The sequence below is a fragment of the Algoriphagus faecimaris genome (assembly GCF_900101705.1).
Taxonomy (GTDB): domain Bacteria; phylum Bacteroidota; class Bacteroidia; order Cytophagales; family Cyclobacteriaceae; genus Algoriphagus; species Algoriphagus faecimaris.
This window is the reverse complement of sequence record NZ_FNAC01000006.1, coordinates 1-15,706: the sequence shown is the minus strand read 5'-3', so window position 1 is coordinate 15,706 and position 15,706 is coordinate 1. Positions and strand designations below refer to the sequence as shown.

Sequence of the window (15,706 nt, the reverse complement as noted above, 5' to 3'; positions counted from 1 at the left end):
ACCTAAAGTAGGTTTTACTCGCTTTTTAAGGATTTTTCTCTATCTAAAATTTGGGAAATCAGAGGGAGATAATAATTCCAAAAAAAGCCTTGCTTGTCTCTGTAGTCAGCTACTACATAAAATCCACGCCAAAGAAAAGAGATGCCTTTGAATCTAGGCGAACCCAATTCCCCATCAAAATCAGAGAAATCACCAGAGAAATAGTACAAGTTACCTTTACCGTTTTTCTTGGTGACAGCAGCAGGAAAAAATCGAGGAAGTCCCATCTTGCGTAGTTTTTCAAGTCCCGTTCCTGTTGGGTTCAAATCAAAATAAGAAATCACTTCGTAGTCCCGCTCGATCAGCACAATATCAAACCAATCAGGGTAAGGCACCACTTCTGGTAAGTTAAATTGTGGCTTGTTGAGTTTTGGAGTCCGAATCAATGGGGTTTTATTTTGATAATCTTCCACTGCATTAAGCACTTGGATCTCTCCACTCTCATTGACGAAAATCATCCCATCTCCCTTCAATTGCCAAGGCCCATGCTGCTCGGTATAATTATCTATCAACCAAGATGGCAGCTCTTTATTCACAAGGGTATCCAATTCTTCATAATACCGCGCTATCCAACCGGTCCATTTTAGTCCCATGATGTTTTCAAAAGAACTCCGGTAAAATTTTGGAGTTGGTGAAGCCATACTGTTGTACTCGCCAATGATGGTTTTCTCTTGTTGTTTAGCTTCGGTGAGAAGCTCTACATCCTTTGCATCCAAACCACCATAGATTCTTTTACTTTTTTCACCACTCTCTATATCCTTGAAGTTTTCAGTATAAACTCCATAAGTATCTGTGAGATAGATTAGATCCTTTCTTGAGACCCACTCAGTTAATTCATTACCTGATGCAGGGATACCTCTCACGCTACCAAAATCGGCTTTTTCATTGGGTACAAAACCAAAGTAATCCTGATCAGTGAGATAGGATTCTCCGCTTGATTTGATGAATTTTTGATAGTTGAGGACATAAAACAATCCATTATGCTCCCTATAGGTGCTGTTGGGGACCGTTTTATCGATGATGACTAGATCCAAAGTGCTGCTTGGCCAAAGGTACCAAGCCAAGTAGCTTAATCCCGGTATCACGATTACAATGAGATATAGCGGCCAAAGTCTTTTTAGGAATACTTTAAGTTCTTCAGACATGGATCAAAATCTATATTCAGCACCAATAGAAACATTAAAATTATTTCGGATTCTATCCGCTGCCAACTCATCCCAACTGTAACCCGAATACCCAAAAAGCATAAATCGATCAGTGATAAGTTGCTGATATCCAAATCTAAAGCGATAAGAATTTAATAATTGACTTAAATCTCTATTTTCTTCATCAGGAGATACTCCCGTGCTGAGTTGTATAGAAAAGAAATCTTCGGCCGACTTGAAATAATACCTGGCTTGAAAAATACCCGAAGTACTCACGCCGCCTGTTCCGGTAGGGATCACATTCAAACGCAAATTCAGCCACCAGCTACTCACGTATTTACCCACCGATGCGGTGTAAATATTGGTAACTGTTCCAAAATTCAAATACCGGTAACCCCCATCTATTTCCCAGGCATTCTTTAAATTAAAATAGATCGATCCTCCAAATCTGAACTGAGGAAAAAAGGAAGCTCCAGAACCACCAATATTCAGATAAGCGTAGGAATTTTTTCCAAGCGAAGGATAAGCATCCAATTCATAGAGCGTCCCAAAGCCATCAAATCGTGAACTTTGAGTTACTCTTGCGATTAGGGAACCTGTGAGGTCTGTTCTCGTCCTCGCATAGGCTGACCATGTCTGCCAAGGACTAAGCTCTCCTCTAAAACTGTCATAATCAAAAGTAGCTCCGATGGCATTATTTCTTCTCAATCGCTGCAGGTTTTGCATATAGCCCAAAAGACCTTCTCGTTTATAGCCTTTTTCGAATAACTTCATGACTTGAGCATAGGCTTCATCGTAATTTTCTCGGTAATAGAAGAGCCTTGATTCACGATAAGCAATTTCGTTGGGAAGTTTTTCTTCAAATTTCTCTTTAGCTATAGCCAATACTTTCTCAGCTCGATCCAAGCTATCGGCCCAGAAAAGATTGTCTAAATTTGCAGCGTAAGCATCTGTGTAGGTAGGTGATGCCAAGATAGCCCGATCCAGATAAATAGCAGCCGAGTCATTTTTACCTTCCCAGGCATAGCTCCTTCCGACCAAAATCAAAAGGTCAGCATAGTTAGGATATTTTTCTACTGCTCGAAAAAGGATTTTTCTACCCTCAGCATACTTCCCATCCATAATGAGAACACGCGCCTCCGCGTAGAGTACGTCAGGATCAAATGAATCTTGGGCTGAAGTGGTGAAACTTATCAAGCTCAAGCTTAAAAGAAGTACTATTGCTGTTGCTTTTTTCATGAGCCTGTTTGGGTTTGAATGTTCTTTTTATCTTCAGCCGATTTAAATCCTGTACGGATCATTTTGCCCCAGCCTCCTTTGCCGAGAATAAAGTCCAAATGACCCCTAATTCCCCACAAAACCACTTTGGGGTGAAGGGTGAAGGGTTCCTGTAAAATGATCCAAATGAGACGCCTGAGGTCTTTTTTATCTTTGTAATTGTTGTATGAAATCTGCTCATACAGTATGCTAAATATAGAAATCAATAGCGATAGCAAGTAAATCATGGTTAACAAGGCCATAAAATAAACAGCAGAAAAGTCTCCCACCAAAATCAAAACAAAGGTATAAAGCACACCCAAAACTTCTAAAATCGGGGCCATTTTCTCATAGACGGTCCAAAAAGAAAAAGAGACCACTCCAAAAAAACCATATTTGGGATTGAGACCTATTTTACGATGAAGCTGTAGTGTTTCGATGGTACCACGCATCCATCGGTTTCTCTGTCTGCTCAATACAGACTCATCTTCGGGAACCTCAGTCCAGCAGAGTGGATCGGGAACAAAAGAGACACGATACTTCAGGTTTTTCTCTTCCATGTACCTTCGCATCCTCACCACTAGCTCCATATCCTCTCCTACTGTTTTTGGGAAATATCCTCCTACTGCTTTGACAAGGTCCCTTTTAAAAAAGCCAAAAGCACCGGAGATAAGCATCAGACCATTGACCCTTGACCAGGCCATTCTCCCCATCAAAAAAGCCCGGAAATACTCAATAACTTGAAATCTCCCCAAGGTTGACTCTGGTATGCGATACTTTGTCACTGTGCCATCCTGCACATCACAGTTATTAGCGATGCCAATCACTCCCCCTACAGCAATTACTTTCTTATTGGTTTCCTCCATAAAAGGACGAACCATTCGTGTAATCGAATCATTGGCCAAAATGCAATCCACGTCTATACAGGCCAGTACCTCCATGGAGGCGACATTGATACCAGAGTTAAGAGCATCGGCTTTACCACCGTTTTCTTTATCGACAATGATCAATCTTCTATAGGACTTATTTGTCGATCGATAAATCCCCCTGACTTTTTGTGTTTCAATATCCGGATGATAAGCAAAGTTCGTTTTTACCAATTCGAATGAACTGATCAACTTTTCCAATGTATCATCCTTAGATCCATCATTGACAAGAATCACCTCAAATTTCCCATAGTGCAAACTCAGTAGACTTTTCGCATTTTGGACTATATTGGCCGCTTCATTAAACGCCGGGGCGATAATGGAAACTCCAGGAGCTATTGGGGAAGTAATGATATCCTGATAATCTGCAAAACGGTTCTTTCTTCGGTAGTCACGCATTTCCAGCGCACTAAGAATCATGATGATGAAATAAATCACTACCGTACCAAAACTCAGGATCATAAAAAACACCCCGAAAACTTCTATGAGAAAGTAAAATAGAAAATTATACATGGCTAAGTAATGGGTCTAAAATATGAGCTCGGAGTCGCTGTATATCATCTGCAATTTGATCCTTGGTGTATCGCTCAAATGTTTCGGGATTGAGTTGGTATATACTTCTGAGTAATGCTTTTTTTAATTCAAAATGAGGATTCTCCGCAAAAAGATTAATTATAATGTTCAGTGAATTTTCATCTCCCAATTCACCGGCTACCTTCACCGCTGCCAATTGGACTTCTTGGTTTTTGGAGTATATGCATTGATTGATAAAATCCACCTCCATATGAGCCCCTATAGTCTCATAGGTTTCCAAAAGTTCAATTTTCTCTTCATCAGTAGCTCTTTGCGAAAGTTCTTTAAGCCCAGGAAGTAAATCCAGACGCCCTAGCATCCTCACCAGCTTGATCCCAAATAGCCTGACCGATTGATTATTTGAATGAAATAATTTGTCTAATTCCAGAGATTTGGAGCTATGGACAAACTTCAAAATCCGTAGGTAATTCATCTGTTGCCAGTCTGAGAGGGGATACTTTTGATCTCTCAAAAAGTCAAGATTGGAGGTAGGGGCTAGATTTAGCAATGTGGCTCCCGATTGTGATCGGACGTGAAAATTGGAAGAATTGGTATGCTTTTTCACCTCGGTCAATAGCTCAAAGAGATCCATCTCATTGACTTGAACTAGCCCCGTGGTGATCAAATCCCAACGGCTGCTTTTCAGATTTTTTCGGGTGATCTCAGTAAGTCCTGCCACTTTGTAAAAGGCCTTCAACTTATCCTTAAAATCCCCTTTCATTTTTTTGTTGAGACCAATGATACGATCAATCATTACGGCTTTAAACAATGGTTTTTGAAATAGCTTAGGTGGAAAAATTTCTAGTAAATCCTCTGTTTTAAGTTCCTTTATTTCGTCCAGTTCTTTTTCAAACAATAGACTAGTAAGCGGGCCAATGATCATTTCATCATATTCTTTTTTTAATTGCTCCCGCTTGTTTCTTTTAGTCTTGAAGATCATCATCGAGGCGATCATCAGTGAGGCCGTTCCCAAAAAAAACAACACAATGACCGAAACCCAAAAAAGTTTATAATCTGCCAGAATACGTAATTTATACTTTTCCAGGGGTTGGAAAGCATCTTTGGAAGCTTCCAAAATCAAATCAATTTTGCTGCCCTCTTCTTCCAAACCCGGAATAAAATCTCCAGTCAGCAAGAGGGTTTGAAGGTAGTTTTCAAGTCCTTGTTGATCAGTGGGATCCTCGTATATTTTATATTCTAAATGAGGATCAAAATCAGTTAATTGAGCGTAGATACTATCCAGTTTCGACCAATCCATAAGGGTGGAGCTTACCCATCCTGAATCGGTATTTTGGAACTGATAGATCGAATCCAAGTCCCTTTGTGGTTCTTGAAAAAGTCTAAACTGATAGCCAAGATTAGCCATCTTCTTTTGCCTAATAAGCTCTTGCTGAAGTTTGACCGAATCTGCAAAGAGGCTGTCCAAATCCTGTCCATAGGATGTCAGAGTAAAGAAAAAAATCAGCCCGAGCGTCAAGATTTTTTTCATAGAAATCATCTTAGAGCTCTTTTCACGCGAATCGCCAGTTCATTGGGATTAAAAGGCTTTGGAATAAAATCAGAAACCCCAAGGTTGAATGCTTCCAAAACCACTTCCTCCTCTTCGCCTAAGGAGCTCAGGACAATGATAGGTACATCTGGTTTGTGTTGGCGCGCGTGATGAATGATTTCTATACCGCTTCGAAAAGGCATCATGACATCGGTGATGATGAGGTCAGGGTTTTCTTCATCGATAGCTTTTATTCCTTCATTGCCATCTTTGACGACAATGGTCTCATAACCGTCTTTTTTAAGGCGAAACTGAACTAAACTGGAAATCAACAAATCATCCTCGATAATTAGGATTCTCTTCATTTTGACAGGGTGAGTTTGACAAAAATAAGCTCTTTTACCTATTCTCGCGATCTTTTATTTGACTAAATATAGTAGGAATGTAGATTTTCAACAAAGCTTATACCATTCAAATTAATAACATTTTAACAAAACCTCTTTGTACAGGTCAAAATAGTATCTCCTATCCCTTTTACTGCCATTAATCAAAAAAAAAAATGCTCTAGATAAAACTTAATGGATTCTGAAATAGCTTTTATTAGCTTGCTACAAAATGAAAAACCATCAATTTCACGAAATCGAATAGATGCCTTTCGTCAATTTCTTGATTGATTCAAGTTGCTATAAGATTTCACGTCCGCTTAACAGCGGGCTTTTGACCATTTAAAATCAGTTATAAACTCATGAAAAAAACACTTTTAAAAGCAGGTGTTTTGGGAATGCTGCTAGCAGGTGTAATGGGATCGGGCCAAGTTTTTGGCCAAAGTGATCCTACGGGCAAAAAACCCATTACATCAACCTATGCCATAACCAATGCCACCGTATTTGCAAACGCCTCCAGTACAGGAAATAAGGCCACTGTACTCATCAAAGACGGAGTCATCAAATCTATCGGAAGAAATGTTTCCCTACCACCGGAAACAAAAGTAATCGAAGGTGACTCACTCTTCATTTATCCTGGATTTATCGATGGAGCATCCCAAGCTGGTATTACCCGTCCTGAGGATCCTAAAAGACCAGAAGACTTTGTCTCCTCCAATCCACCTGATGAAATCGCTGGAATCACCCCGTGGAGATCTGCCATGGATCAGTTTTCCATCAAATCCAGTCAGGTCGATGAGCTACGAAAAGCAGGTTTTACCATGGCTCAAATCCTTCCTGATGGTGGGATGATTGCCGGAAAATCTGCAGTGGTGCTGATGGGGAATCCAAATTCTACCAACCTGATCAAAGCCAATACTGGACTCGCAGCAAGTATGCGGGGCGCTCGAGGGATGTATCCCGGTACAGCAGTAGGCGTGATGGCAAAGTTTAGAGATGTTTACAAGAATACCGAACTCACCCAAGGGAGAATCGCTCAGTTTACCAGCTCTACAGGAGTAAGTAGACCAGAAATGACTCCTACCTACATGGGTATGAGTGATGTGGTGACAGGTCAAGTTCCGGTTTTGTTTTCGGTAAGCAATGATTTGCAAGTTCGCCGTGCAGTTTCCTTACAAAAGGAATTAGGGTTTCAATTGGTATTGACGGGACTAGAGGAGTACGATGAAGTCATTGACTTCATCAAGTCATCTGGAGCCAAAGTATTGATACAGTTGGCTACTCCTGAAGATAAAGCAATCAAAGCACAAAAGGAAGATGTCAATGACGCGATCAAAGCACAATACGAGCGAGTACAAGAAGCCTATGATAGAGCGATTGCTCAAGCTGGGAAACTTGAGAAAGCGGGAGTTCCTTTTGCTTTCACTACTATTGGTACCAAAACAGCTGATCTTGGCAAATCCCTCCAAAAGATGATTGAGGGAGGCTTATCAGAAGCTGGAGCACTTGCTGCGCTTACTTCCAATGCGGCAGCCATCCTGGGAGTAGATCGTATAGCCGGAACTTTAGAAAACGGAAAAATGGCCAATATGGTCATTTCAACAGGCCCTCTTTTTGAAGAAGATAGTCAAATCAAACATGTAGTAGTGGATGGTAATTTCTTCGATTATGAAGTCAAAAAGAAGAAAAAAGTAAACGGGAATGACGGGGAAAGTAATCCCGTCGGAACATGGACTTATACTTCAGAGACACCGGCAGGTAGTTCAGGTGGAAGTTTCACTGTAGAAAAAGAAGGCAGTGAATATTCTGGAAAAATCACCTACGATGACCCTCAAGGTGGCGGTACTGCTACTTCTCCCCTTCAAAATATCCAAGCCTCCGGAAATACCTTGAAGTTTAGCTTCAATGTCAATGCAGGCGGGATGTCCCTGGACGTTCAGGTTTCCGGTGAAATCGACGGGGATAGCATGGATGGAAGTATGTACATTTCTGACTTCGGTTCATTTGCCATTTCGGCTACCCGTAATCCTTCCCTAATCGCAAAAAAGTAAAGCCATGAAAAAATTAAACTACTTTCTTACAGCGCTTTTGGGGTTAAGTATGCAGTTTGCATTTGCACAAACTCCCAAAGGAAGCGTATTGATCAAAAATGCTACCGTGCTAACGGTGACCAACGGAACTCTTGAAAACACAGATGTTTTGGTCCAGGACGGTATCATCAAGCAAATCGCTCAAAATATAAATGCACCATCCGGTGTTCAGTCTATCGACGCATCAGGCAAATATGTGATGCCTGGAATCATCGATGCTCACTCTCATGTCGCACTTGATGTAGTCAATGAGGCAACCAATCCTATTGTGGCCGAGGTCAGAATGAAAGATGTGGTCAATCCTTATGAAATTGGGATTTACCGAGCTTTGGCAGGTGGAGTGACTATCTCTCATGCCATGCACGGATCTGCTAATGTGATCGGTGGACAAAATGCCACATTGAAGCACAGATGGGGATCCACAGATCCTGCAGATATCATCATGCAAGATGCACCGAGAACCATCAAGTTTGCATTGGGAGAAAACCCAACCCGTGTTCACGGTCGTGGAAATGGAATCCAACCAAGAAGCCGTATGGGGGTTGAAGCTATTTTGAGAAATGGATTCAGCGAAGCCCTTCAGTACAAAAAAGCTTGGGAAACTTATACTGCCGCCAAATCCCAAAAAGGAAATACTATGGTCGCTCCTGAGTACAATGAGCGTCTACAAACTTTGGTGGATATCTTGGATGGCAAGATCATTATTCACTGCCACTCTTACCGTGCAGACGAAATCTACATGCTGATCAATGTGGCTCGCGATTTTGGAATCAGCAAGCTAGTCTTCCAGCACACAAATGAAGGCTTTAAAGTAGCTCCGGAAATCGCCGAGTACACCATGGGAGCTTCTGTTTTTGCGGATTGGTGGGCTTATAAATTTGAGGTTTATTATTCCACTGCCTTCAATGCAGCCATCTTGCAGAAAAATGGTGCTTTGACCTCTATCAATTCCGATTCTGCTGAATTGATCCGTCACTTGTATCATGAGGCGGCTAAAACTCAACGATATGGAGGATTGACAGATGATGAGGCGTTGGCAATGATCACCATCAACCCTGCCAAGCAGCTAGGAATCGACGATAAAGTAGGTTCTCTGGAAGTTGGCAAGCAGGCGGACATCGCTATTTTCGAAGGTCACCCACTTTCTTCTTATGCAGTGCCACAAATGACCTTTGTAGACGGAGTAAAGTACTTTGACATCAAAGAGGACAAAGACGATCAAAGACAGCGGGTGAGTGCCACCGAAATGGTAGAGCCTATCTTTCTCGGTCATGAAAATCACAGATGCATGCAGGATACCGAGCATTTGTTTGAAACTGCCAACGCATTATTCCATACCGAACATTAATCACCCCGAAAAAAAGAAGACATGAAAAGATTCAACAAAACCTTTCTCATCTTCCTGATGGCCTTTATGCCGATCATGGCAATGGCACAAATTGACGGGGAGTTTATTAAACCCCGTTCAGGGAAGTTTTTATTGCAAAATGCAACAGTTCATACCATTACCAAAGGGGTATTGAACAATGCTTCTGTGCTCATAGAGGACGGAAAAATTCTACAGGTAGGAAGCTCAGTAGCTGCTGAAGGTGCAGAAGTAATCGACTGCAGTGGTATGGTAATTTATCCGGGAATGATCGATGGAGGTACCACGCTGGGACTGGTAGAAGTAAGCTCAGTAGCAGAAACCGTGGACTACGCCGAAATCGGAAATTTCACTCCGAACATGCAGGCTTTAACCACGGTAAATCCAAATTCTGAGGCAATTCCTGTAACCCGAGTCTCTGGGGTAACTACCGTGATGACTGTGCCACAAGGCGGATTATTTCCAGGCACTGCAGCCTTGATTAATCTAGTCGGCTACACACCGGATCAGATGTATGCTGGTGCCAAGGCCGTAGTCATGAATTTCCCAAGCTCAGCACGTAGAGGGAGATTTGACCGTAGATCTGACGAAGACATCAAAAAGGACAATGAGAAAGCCCTGAAAGAAGCCAATGAGCTTCTTGAAAATGCCAAGTCCTACTTGGATATGAAAAATAATGGAGCTGATTTGGAATATTATCCAGAAATGGATCAACTTTCTAAAGTCCTCTCCGGTGAGCTTCCACTAATGATCGAAGTCAATGCCGCTGCAGACATTCAAAATGCCATCAAATGGCTGAATGGAAAAGAGATCAAGGCCTTCTTCTCTGGCGTGAGTGAAGGATGGAGAGTGGCTGAGGAAATCGCCAAAGCCGGAATTCCTGTTATTACAGGACCCATTCAGGCACTCCCTACACGTCAGTCGGACCGCTATGATACTCCTTATGCTAATGCAGGTAAAATGGCTAAAGCTGGAGTAAAAGTGGCAATTCGTACCAATGAAACTGAAAATGTCAGAAACCTACCATTTCATGCAGCCTATGCTGCAGCCTACGGAATGGGAAAAGAAGAGGCTTGGAAAGCTGTCACTATCAATACTGCCGAGATTTTGGGCGTAGCGGATCAATTGGGCTCTATCGAAGAGGGAAAAGTAGCCAACTTGATTGTGGCTACCGAAGATCCTTTTGAGACACGCGCTCAAATCATGCACGTATTCATCAATGGGTATCGTATCCCGCTTTCTAATAGACACATCAGACTATATCAAGAATTCCTGGAGCGCTCTCCAGATTTGAACGCGAACTGATTTAATCAATCCCTTAATCTAAGACCACAAGAATTCCCTTGAATAAAGGGTTTCTTGTGGTTTTCTTTTGCTTTATATTTAAGCCTATGAAAAATTTTGTTTTTGCACTCTATGGGCTATTGATTCTTTTGATTTTCGCCTGCTCTAAAACTGATCATGCTCAGGAAATTGAGCAACTTATCGAAGATTACAGAATTCAATACGCTCCAGATAAGCGGGTAGCCATTTGGGATATTAAAGTAGAAAATGATACGCTGAAAGGGGAAACTGATCAGCTACAAGCCTTCGAATCTTTTTTAGCTCAACTGGAGGAAATTCCTCAGCAATTCTGTAGCGAAGTCCAAGTCTTGCCATCTGTAAAACTGGAAGGAAAAACTTGGGCTGTGGTCACTATTTCAGTAGCAAATATCAGGAGTCAGCCGAAACATTCTGCTGAATTGGCCACGCAGGCATTGATGGGAACCCCACTAAAAGTCTTGAAAGGAGATGGAAGTTGGTACCTCGTACAGACGCCTGACGATTATATTTCTTGGGTGGATCAAGCAGGTATTCAGCTGATGACTGAGCAAGAGTTAGAAAACTGGTACGCCCAATCCAAAGTAGTTTTCACTCCCCTGACAGGGCATGCTTGGGCCGAGCCAGAGCAAAAAGAGATGGTCTCTGACTTGGTTGCCGGGAATATTTTAACTGTCTTGTCGGAAAAGCAAAATTATCTCCAAGTGCAACTACCCGATGCACGCAAGGGCTGGGTTCCGATGGATCATCTGATGAGCTACGAGGAGTGGATTAATTCAAGGGAAACAAGCAATGAAAACCTAATCAATACTGCCAAATCCATGCTGGGTGTCCCCTACCTTTGGGGAGGTACATCTATCAAAGGAATGGATTGCAGTGGCTTCACCAAAACCATTTTTTACCTCAATGGACAAGTCATTCCCAGAGATGCCTCCCAGCAGATTCATGAAGGTGAAGAAGTGGATATCGAGAAAAATTGGCAAAACCTGCAGGTGGGTGATTTGCTGTTTTTCGGGGAAAAAGCCACAGAAGATCGAAAAGAGCGCGTAGTTCATGTAGGCATGTGGATTGGAAACAATGAATTTATCCATTCCAGAGGAAGAGTGAGAATTTCCAGCTTTGACCCTCAGAGCCCCCATTACGATGAGTACGAACTTAATCGCTACCTGAGAACCAAACGAATTGTCAACCAAAAATCAGACGGAGTTCTATCTGTATCTGAAATTATCCAACCTAACAAACTATGAAGTTTTCAACCCAACTTGCCGCTTTTACGCTGGCATTATCAGCTTTCTCCTTCAGCAAAACCATGGCTCAAGATGGTTTCTTCAGCCAAAATCAAGCTGAACAAAAGGAAGTGGAAGCTGAATTTCTCCGATCTGTAAATTACGATCGATTCAAAATTCATCATCAAGAACTCACCAAGAATCCTCATATCGCAGGCACCGCAGAAAATGAGTTGGTGCAGCAATACATGGCCAAAATCATGGAAGAGGCAGGAATGGAGGTTAAGGTTTACCCCTACGATGTCTATCTCCCCAATCACCCTGGAAAATCCATGCTCCAGATCACTTCTCCTGTACAGATGACCCTGTCTCAGCAAGAGAAAGAATTGGATGAAGATCCATTTACCAAGGATTCAAGACTTCATTTGGGATTTAATGCTTTCTCAGGAAGTGACGACGTGACGGCAGAGGTGGTTTATGTAAATTACGGTACCCGGGAAGATTTTCAATTGCTAGAGGAAATGGGCATAGATCTTAAAGGTAAAGTGGTCATTGCCCGCTATGGAGGAAATTTTCGTGGCTTCAAAGCCAAATATGCCGAGCAATATGGAGCCATAGGTTTGGTGGTCTATACTGATCCCAAAGACAATGGATATACCCGTGGGGATGTGTATCCTGATGGGCCCTATTACAATGAAACCACCATTCAGCGCGGCTCCATGCTGACTTTGGACTGGACTGGAGATCCGCTTACCCCTTATGAACCAGCGCTTCCTTTTGATGGCGATGTGCAGGTAGAGCGATTGGATCCAAAGGATGTGGCCCTACACAAGATACCGGTCACTCCCATCGGCTATGGTGCTGCCAAAGAAATTCTTTCCCGCATGAAAGGTCAGGATGTACCGGAAACTTGGAAAGGTGGCCTGCCCATCGATTATAAAATAGAGGGCGGTGATGATCTCAAAGTCCGTGTGATGGTCGATCAGCCTATAGATTTTATTCGAGCGAATAATATCATTGGCACTTTTGAGGGAGCAAAATATCCTGATGAGTGGATTATTTTGGGTTCTCACTACGATGCTTGGAGCTTTGGGGCGACAGACCCAAATTCAGGCACGGCCATGCTATTAACCTTGGCTGAGGCTTTGGGAGAAATGGCCAAAAAAGGAATCCGTCCCGATCGATCCATTATGATCGGACATTGGGATGCGGAAGAGCAAGGAGTTATTGGCTCCACTGAATGGGTTGAGCATTTCAGGGATGAATTGAGTGCCAAAGCGGTGACCTATATGAACTTTGATGCGGGAGTGTCGGGTAGAAATTTTGGAGCATCGGCAGCGCCAACCTTGAAGAAGCTGATCATCGATGCCTCTAAGGAAGTGATGTATCCTGATTCGGCCAAAACTGTTTTTCAGGTTTGGGCGGGAGAAAAAGCAGAACCTGGAATCGGAAACTTAGGTGGGGGATCGGATCATATTGCCTTTTACATGCATGTGGGTATTCCTAGCTTGAGCGGAGGATCGGGCGGTGTAACAGCCTATCATTCCAATTATGACAACTTCAACTATTACAGCAAATTCGTCGATCCCAGCTTCAAAATGGGAGGAGCCGTGGCCCAGCTTTTTGGCTTGGTTACTTTAAGACTAGCCAACGGAAATGTGATTCCTTACGATGTGCCGCGCTATGCGCAGGATTTGAAAGGGCACTTCCAAAGTGTTACCGAAAAAGTCAAAAGCATGTCTCCTGACTTTACCGAGTTTTATCTGGTAAGAGAAGCTCTGATCAAATTAGATATCAGTTCGCGAACCTATCAGGAATCCTTGGAAAAGGCCTTGAGTTCAGGTTCAATAACTGAGAATCAATTAAAAGCAATCAATCAAGGTTTGATCGGCTTGGAGAAAAGCTGGATCGATCCTCAGGGCATGTACTACGGGGACTGGTATAAGTCCTTGTATGTCTGTAACGATCCTTTTTCAGGCTATGCTTCCTGGATTTTACCGGGAATTCAGTATGAGGTAGCTATTCAGCGAACGGAAAAACTGGAGGAATGGGATGAGCGTTATGCTGCAGCCATCGTAAATTTGGCCACCAAAATTGATGCCTTGGTAGAGATGATGTAAATTACGCTAGCGTTTAAAAAGGCCTAAGGAGAAAGCAAAGCTTCTTAGGCCTTTTTTTTATGTAATTGATGAAGTTGGTTCTTCAGACCTGGCTGCCGCAGGTAACCTTGGACCATGGGCATTTGAAAAGCATAATTCCGAGCACAAGTCTCCCTACGGCAGATAAATCTGAAGACTTGCGCTAAATCAGAATTTCGCTAAGCCAGTTTTAACTACTCAAAAATTAGCCTTTGCCAGTTGCTCCTGAAGGTAAATTCGCATCTCCTCCCCTTCTTCCAGTTTGATTTCTCCCGGTAAGCCAAGGATAAATCTGCCCAATCCAGGCAAATGGGGTATTTCACCTTTGAAAAAATACTGATTCCGATTTTTGATAAACATGAAAGGCCTTGCATTTGGATATTCTTCCTGCATCAATTGATAGGCTTTTTTGCTCATTTTCAGTTTGACAGTGAATCTTCTTTTTCCAGAAAACCCGAAGAGAGAAGATTCGGGGATTTCATGCTTTTTAGCAAATTTCCAGTCCTGATCTGCCAAGACCACCTCTCCTATTCGCTCGATTTTAAAAATCTTCATGGACTGACTTTCGGGTTCGAAGGCGTGGATGGATTCATAATTGGAACTAAAGGCTACAGGTTCAACCAGGCGATCTGAGGTGGTATCCGAACTCAAAGAATAATATTCTTTAAGCCAGATTTGCTTTCGATTTTGAATCCCTAGACCGATCAAGTCCACAAAACGACCCAAATTGGCTTTGAAGAGTTCCTCCGTACCCACCTTGAGTTCGGAGCGAAGATGGAGTTTTTGTAAAACAGAGTCCCTAAGGAGGTTCTTTTTACCTTGAGACTCTATCAAGCCTTTTAGCCATTGACTTTCCTCGGAAGAAAAGGTACCGTAATTCAGCGTAGCCTCTTGCCCAACAGGTTGCTGAAGCTTGTATTTGCTGTATTCTTTGATGATTTCAAATCCAAGTGCTTCCAGCAATTTGAAGTAGCGATAAATCGTGCGTTCATCCGTTTCCAGCATTTCAGCCAATCGATGAACTGGCTTCCCAATGGTTCCCTGAAGCAAATTGATTAGCTTAAAAACGCGTAAAATTTTTTGTTGCTCGACTTTTCCCGAAATAGCCATAGTTTTGAAGATAATTGAACTCAAAAGTAATTGGATTTTCGAAATGGAGTTCGTTTTTGACAGTAAATGTCGGGAAGAATAGGAAAGCCGGAAGACCAAAGACCGAAGACGGAAGTCAGAAGTCTTATGCATTAACAGGCTTAACACTAGAATCAGAAAGCTGAATGAGTTGAATTGAAAAAGAAGAGTCAAAAATCTATTCTGCCACCTGTAAATCGTAAATTAGTTGGCAGTAGGCTTTTAATTCAGAAGCTTGAAAGTCCGATGCTGGGTAACCGATGTCCGGTGTGGAAAGCCGGAAGACCCCGCCACGGCCTTTAGGTTTGCAAAGAGGAATTATTTGGAAAAATCAGACCTAATGCTTTTCTGATTATCAAGTGACTCAGATATTCAATAAATTAAAAAAGAATGGGGTGAACTTTCGCCACGGCTAGGCTAGTGACCTATTGTCCGTATCAGTCCCCATTCTTAATTGAGTTGCCAGTAACCAGTTAGAATTTTAGGCTTCAAGGCCTGTTAAAGGTTTTAGTTTCCGCAACTCTCATTTGTTAAACTTCAACGTCTAAATTATGAAATTCAAATCAGTTATCGGAATTGATGTAAGTAAATCTACCCTTGATGCTTATCTGAAAATCAATCATTGC

11 protein-coding genes are annotated in these 15,706 nt (G+C 42.3%); 5 read left to right on the top strand and 6 right to left on the bottom strand.

The features are described 5' to 3' along the window. Positions 1–14 precede the first annotated feature (14 nt). From BLQ57_RS04380 to BLQ57_RS04360, 5 genes are read right to left on the bottom strand one after another with little or no spacing between them, the layout of a single operon-like run. Positions 15–1,184 carry a hypothetical protein gene (locus tag BLQ57_RS04380; RefSeq protein ID WP_087938215.1) on the bottom strand — a complete coding sequence of 390 codons (1,170 nt, stop codon included), beginning with the start codon at positions 1,182–1,184 and terminating at the stop codon, positions 15–17. A 3-nt stretch (positions 1,185–1,187) separates the two neighbouring features. After that, positions 1,188–2,423, bottom strand: coding sequence for a YaiO family outer membrane beta-barrel protein (locus BLQ57_RS04375; protein ID WP_087938216.1), 1,236 nt, complete (start codon positions 2,421–2,423; stop codon positions 1,188–1,190). Continuing rightward, complete coding sequence (locus tag BLQ57_RS04370; RefSeq protein WP_087938217.1) at positions 2,420–3,880, bottom strand: glycosyltransferase family 2 protein; 1,461 nt, start codon at positions 3,878–3,880, stop codon at positions 2,420–2,422. Before BLQ57_RS04370 ends, BLQ57_RS04375 begins: the two co-directional genes overlap by 4 nt. After that, complete coding sequence (locus tag BLQ57_RS04365) at positions 3,873–5,429, bottom strand: HEAT repeat domain-containing protein (protein WP_139162659.1); 1,557 nt, start codon at positions 5,427–5,429, stop codon at positions 3,873–3,875. The genes BLQ57_RS04370 and BLQ57_RS04365 overlap by 8 nt, the downstream gene beginning before the upstream one ends. Positions 5,430–5,434: 5 nt before the next feature. Continuing rightward, positions 5,435–5,794: a response regulator transcription factor gene (locus tag BLQ57_RS04360; protein ID WP_087938219.1), complete on the bottom strand. Its 360-nt coding sequence runs from the start codon at positions 5,792–5,794 to the stop codon at positions 5,435–5,437. Between the two features lie 380 nt (positions 5,795–6,174). On the opposite strand from BLQ57_RS04360, the gene BLQ57_RS04355 reads away from it, so the two are divergent. From BLQ57_RS04355 to BLQ57_RS04335, 5 genes are all read left to right on the top strand, one after another. Then, entirely contained in the window at positions 6,175–7,863 is a 1,689-nt protein-coding gene (locus BLQ57_RS04355; protein WP_087938220.1) for an amidohydrolase family protein, read from the top strand. Between the two features lie 4 nt (positions 7,864–7,867). After that, positions 7,868–9,250, top strand: a complete 1,383-nt coding sequence (locus tag BLQ57_RS04350) for an amidohydrolase family protein (protein ID WP_087938221.1) — start codon at positions 7,868–7,870, stop codon at positions 9,248–9,250. A 21-nt stretch (positions 9,251–9,271) separates the two neighbouring features. Next, positions 9,272–10,573 (top strand): amidohydrolase family protein, encoded by a 1,302-nt coding sequence (locus BLQ57_RS04345; protein WP_087938222.1) that lies wholly within the window; start codon positions 9,272–9,274, stop codon positions 10,571–10,573. An 86-nt stretch (positions 10,574–10,659) separates the two neighbouring features. Beyond that, a complete protein-coding gene (locus BLQ57_RS04340) occupies positions 10,660–11,835 on the top strand; it encodes a C40 family peptidase (protein WP_087938223.1) in 1,176 nt (391 codons plus the stop codon). Next, complete coding sequence (locus BLQ57_RS04335) at positions 11,832–13,934, top strand: M28 family peptidase (protein WP_087938224.1); 2,103 nt, start codon at positions 11,832–11,834, stop codon at positions 13,932–13,934. Before BLQ57_RS04340 ends, BLQ57_RS04335 begins: the two co-directional genes overlap by 4 nt. A 216-nt stretch (positions 13,935–14,150) precedes the next feature. Here the strand turns inward: BLQ57_RS04335 and BLQ57_RS04330 are convergent, their stop codons facing one another. Then, positions 14,151–15,086, bottom strand: coding sequence for a helix-turn-helix transcriptional regulator (locus BLQ57_RS04330; RefSeq protein WP_317042213.1), 936 nt, complete (start codon positions 15,084–15,086; stop codon positions 14,151–14,153). Positions 15,087–15,706: the final 620 nt, after the last annotated feature.

Excerpts from the sequence above, each read along its gene's own strand:
- BLQ57_RS04380 (WP_087938215.1), bottom strand. The coding sequence starts at position 1,184 with ATGTCTGAAGAACTTAAAGTATTCCTAAAAAGACTTTGGCCGCTATAT.
- BLQ57_RS04370 (WP_087938217.1), bottom strand. The coding sequence starts at position 3,880 with ATGTATAATTTTCTATTTTACTTTCTCATAGAAGTTTTCGGGGTGTTT.
- BLQ57_RS04365 (WP_139162659.1), bottom strand. The coding sequence starts at position 5,429 with ATGAAAAAAATCTTGACGCTCGGGCTGATTTTTTTCTTTACTCTGACA.
- BLQ57_RS04375 (WP_087938216.1), bottom strand. The coding sequence starts at position 2,423 with ATGAAAAAAGCAACAGCAATAGTACTTCTTTTAAGCTTGAGCTTGATA.
- BLQ57_RS04355 (WP_087938220.1), top strand. The coding sequence starts at position 6,175 with ATGAAAAAAACACTTTTAAAAGCAGGTGTTTTGGGAATGCTGCTAGCA.
- BLQ57_RS04360 (WP_087938219.1), bottom strand. The coding sequence starts at position 5,794 with ATGAAGAGAATCCTAATTATCGAGGATGATTTGTTGATTTCCAGTTTA.
- BLQ57_RS04335 (WP_087938224.1), top strand. The coding sequence starts at position 11,832 with ATGAAGTTTTCAACCCAACTTGCCGCTTTTACGCTGGCATTATCAGCT.
- BLQ57_RS04340 (WP_087938223.1), top strand. The coding sequence starts at position 10,660 with ATGAAAAATTTTGTTTTTGCACTCTATGGGCTATTGATTCTTTTGATT.
- BLQ57_RS04345 (WP_087938222.1), top strand. The coding sequence starts at position 9,272 with ATGAAAAGATTCAACAAAACCTTTCTCATCTTCCTGATGGCCTTTATG.
- BLQ57_RS04350 (WP_087938221.1), top strand. The coding sequence starts at position 7,868 with ATGAAAAAATTAAACTACTTTCTTACAGCGCTTTTGGGGTTAAGTATG.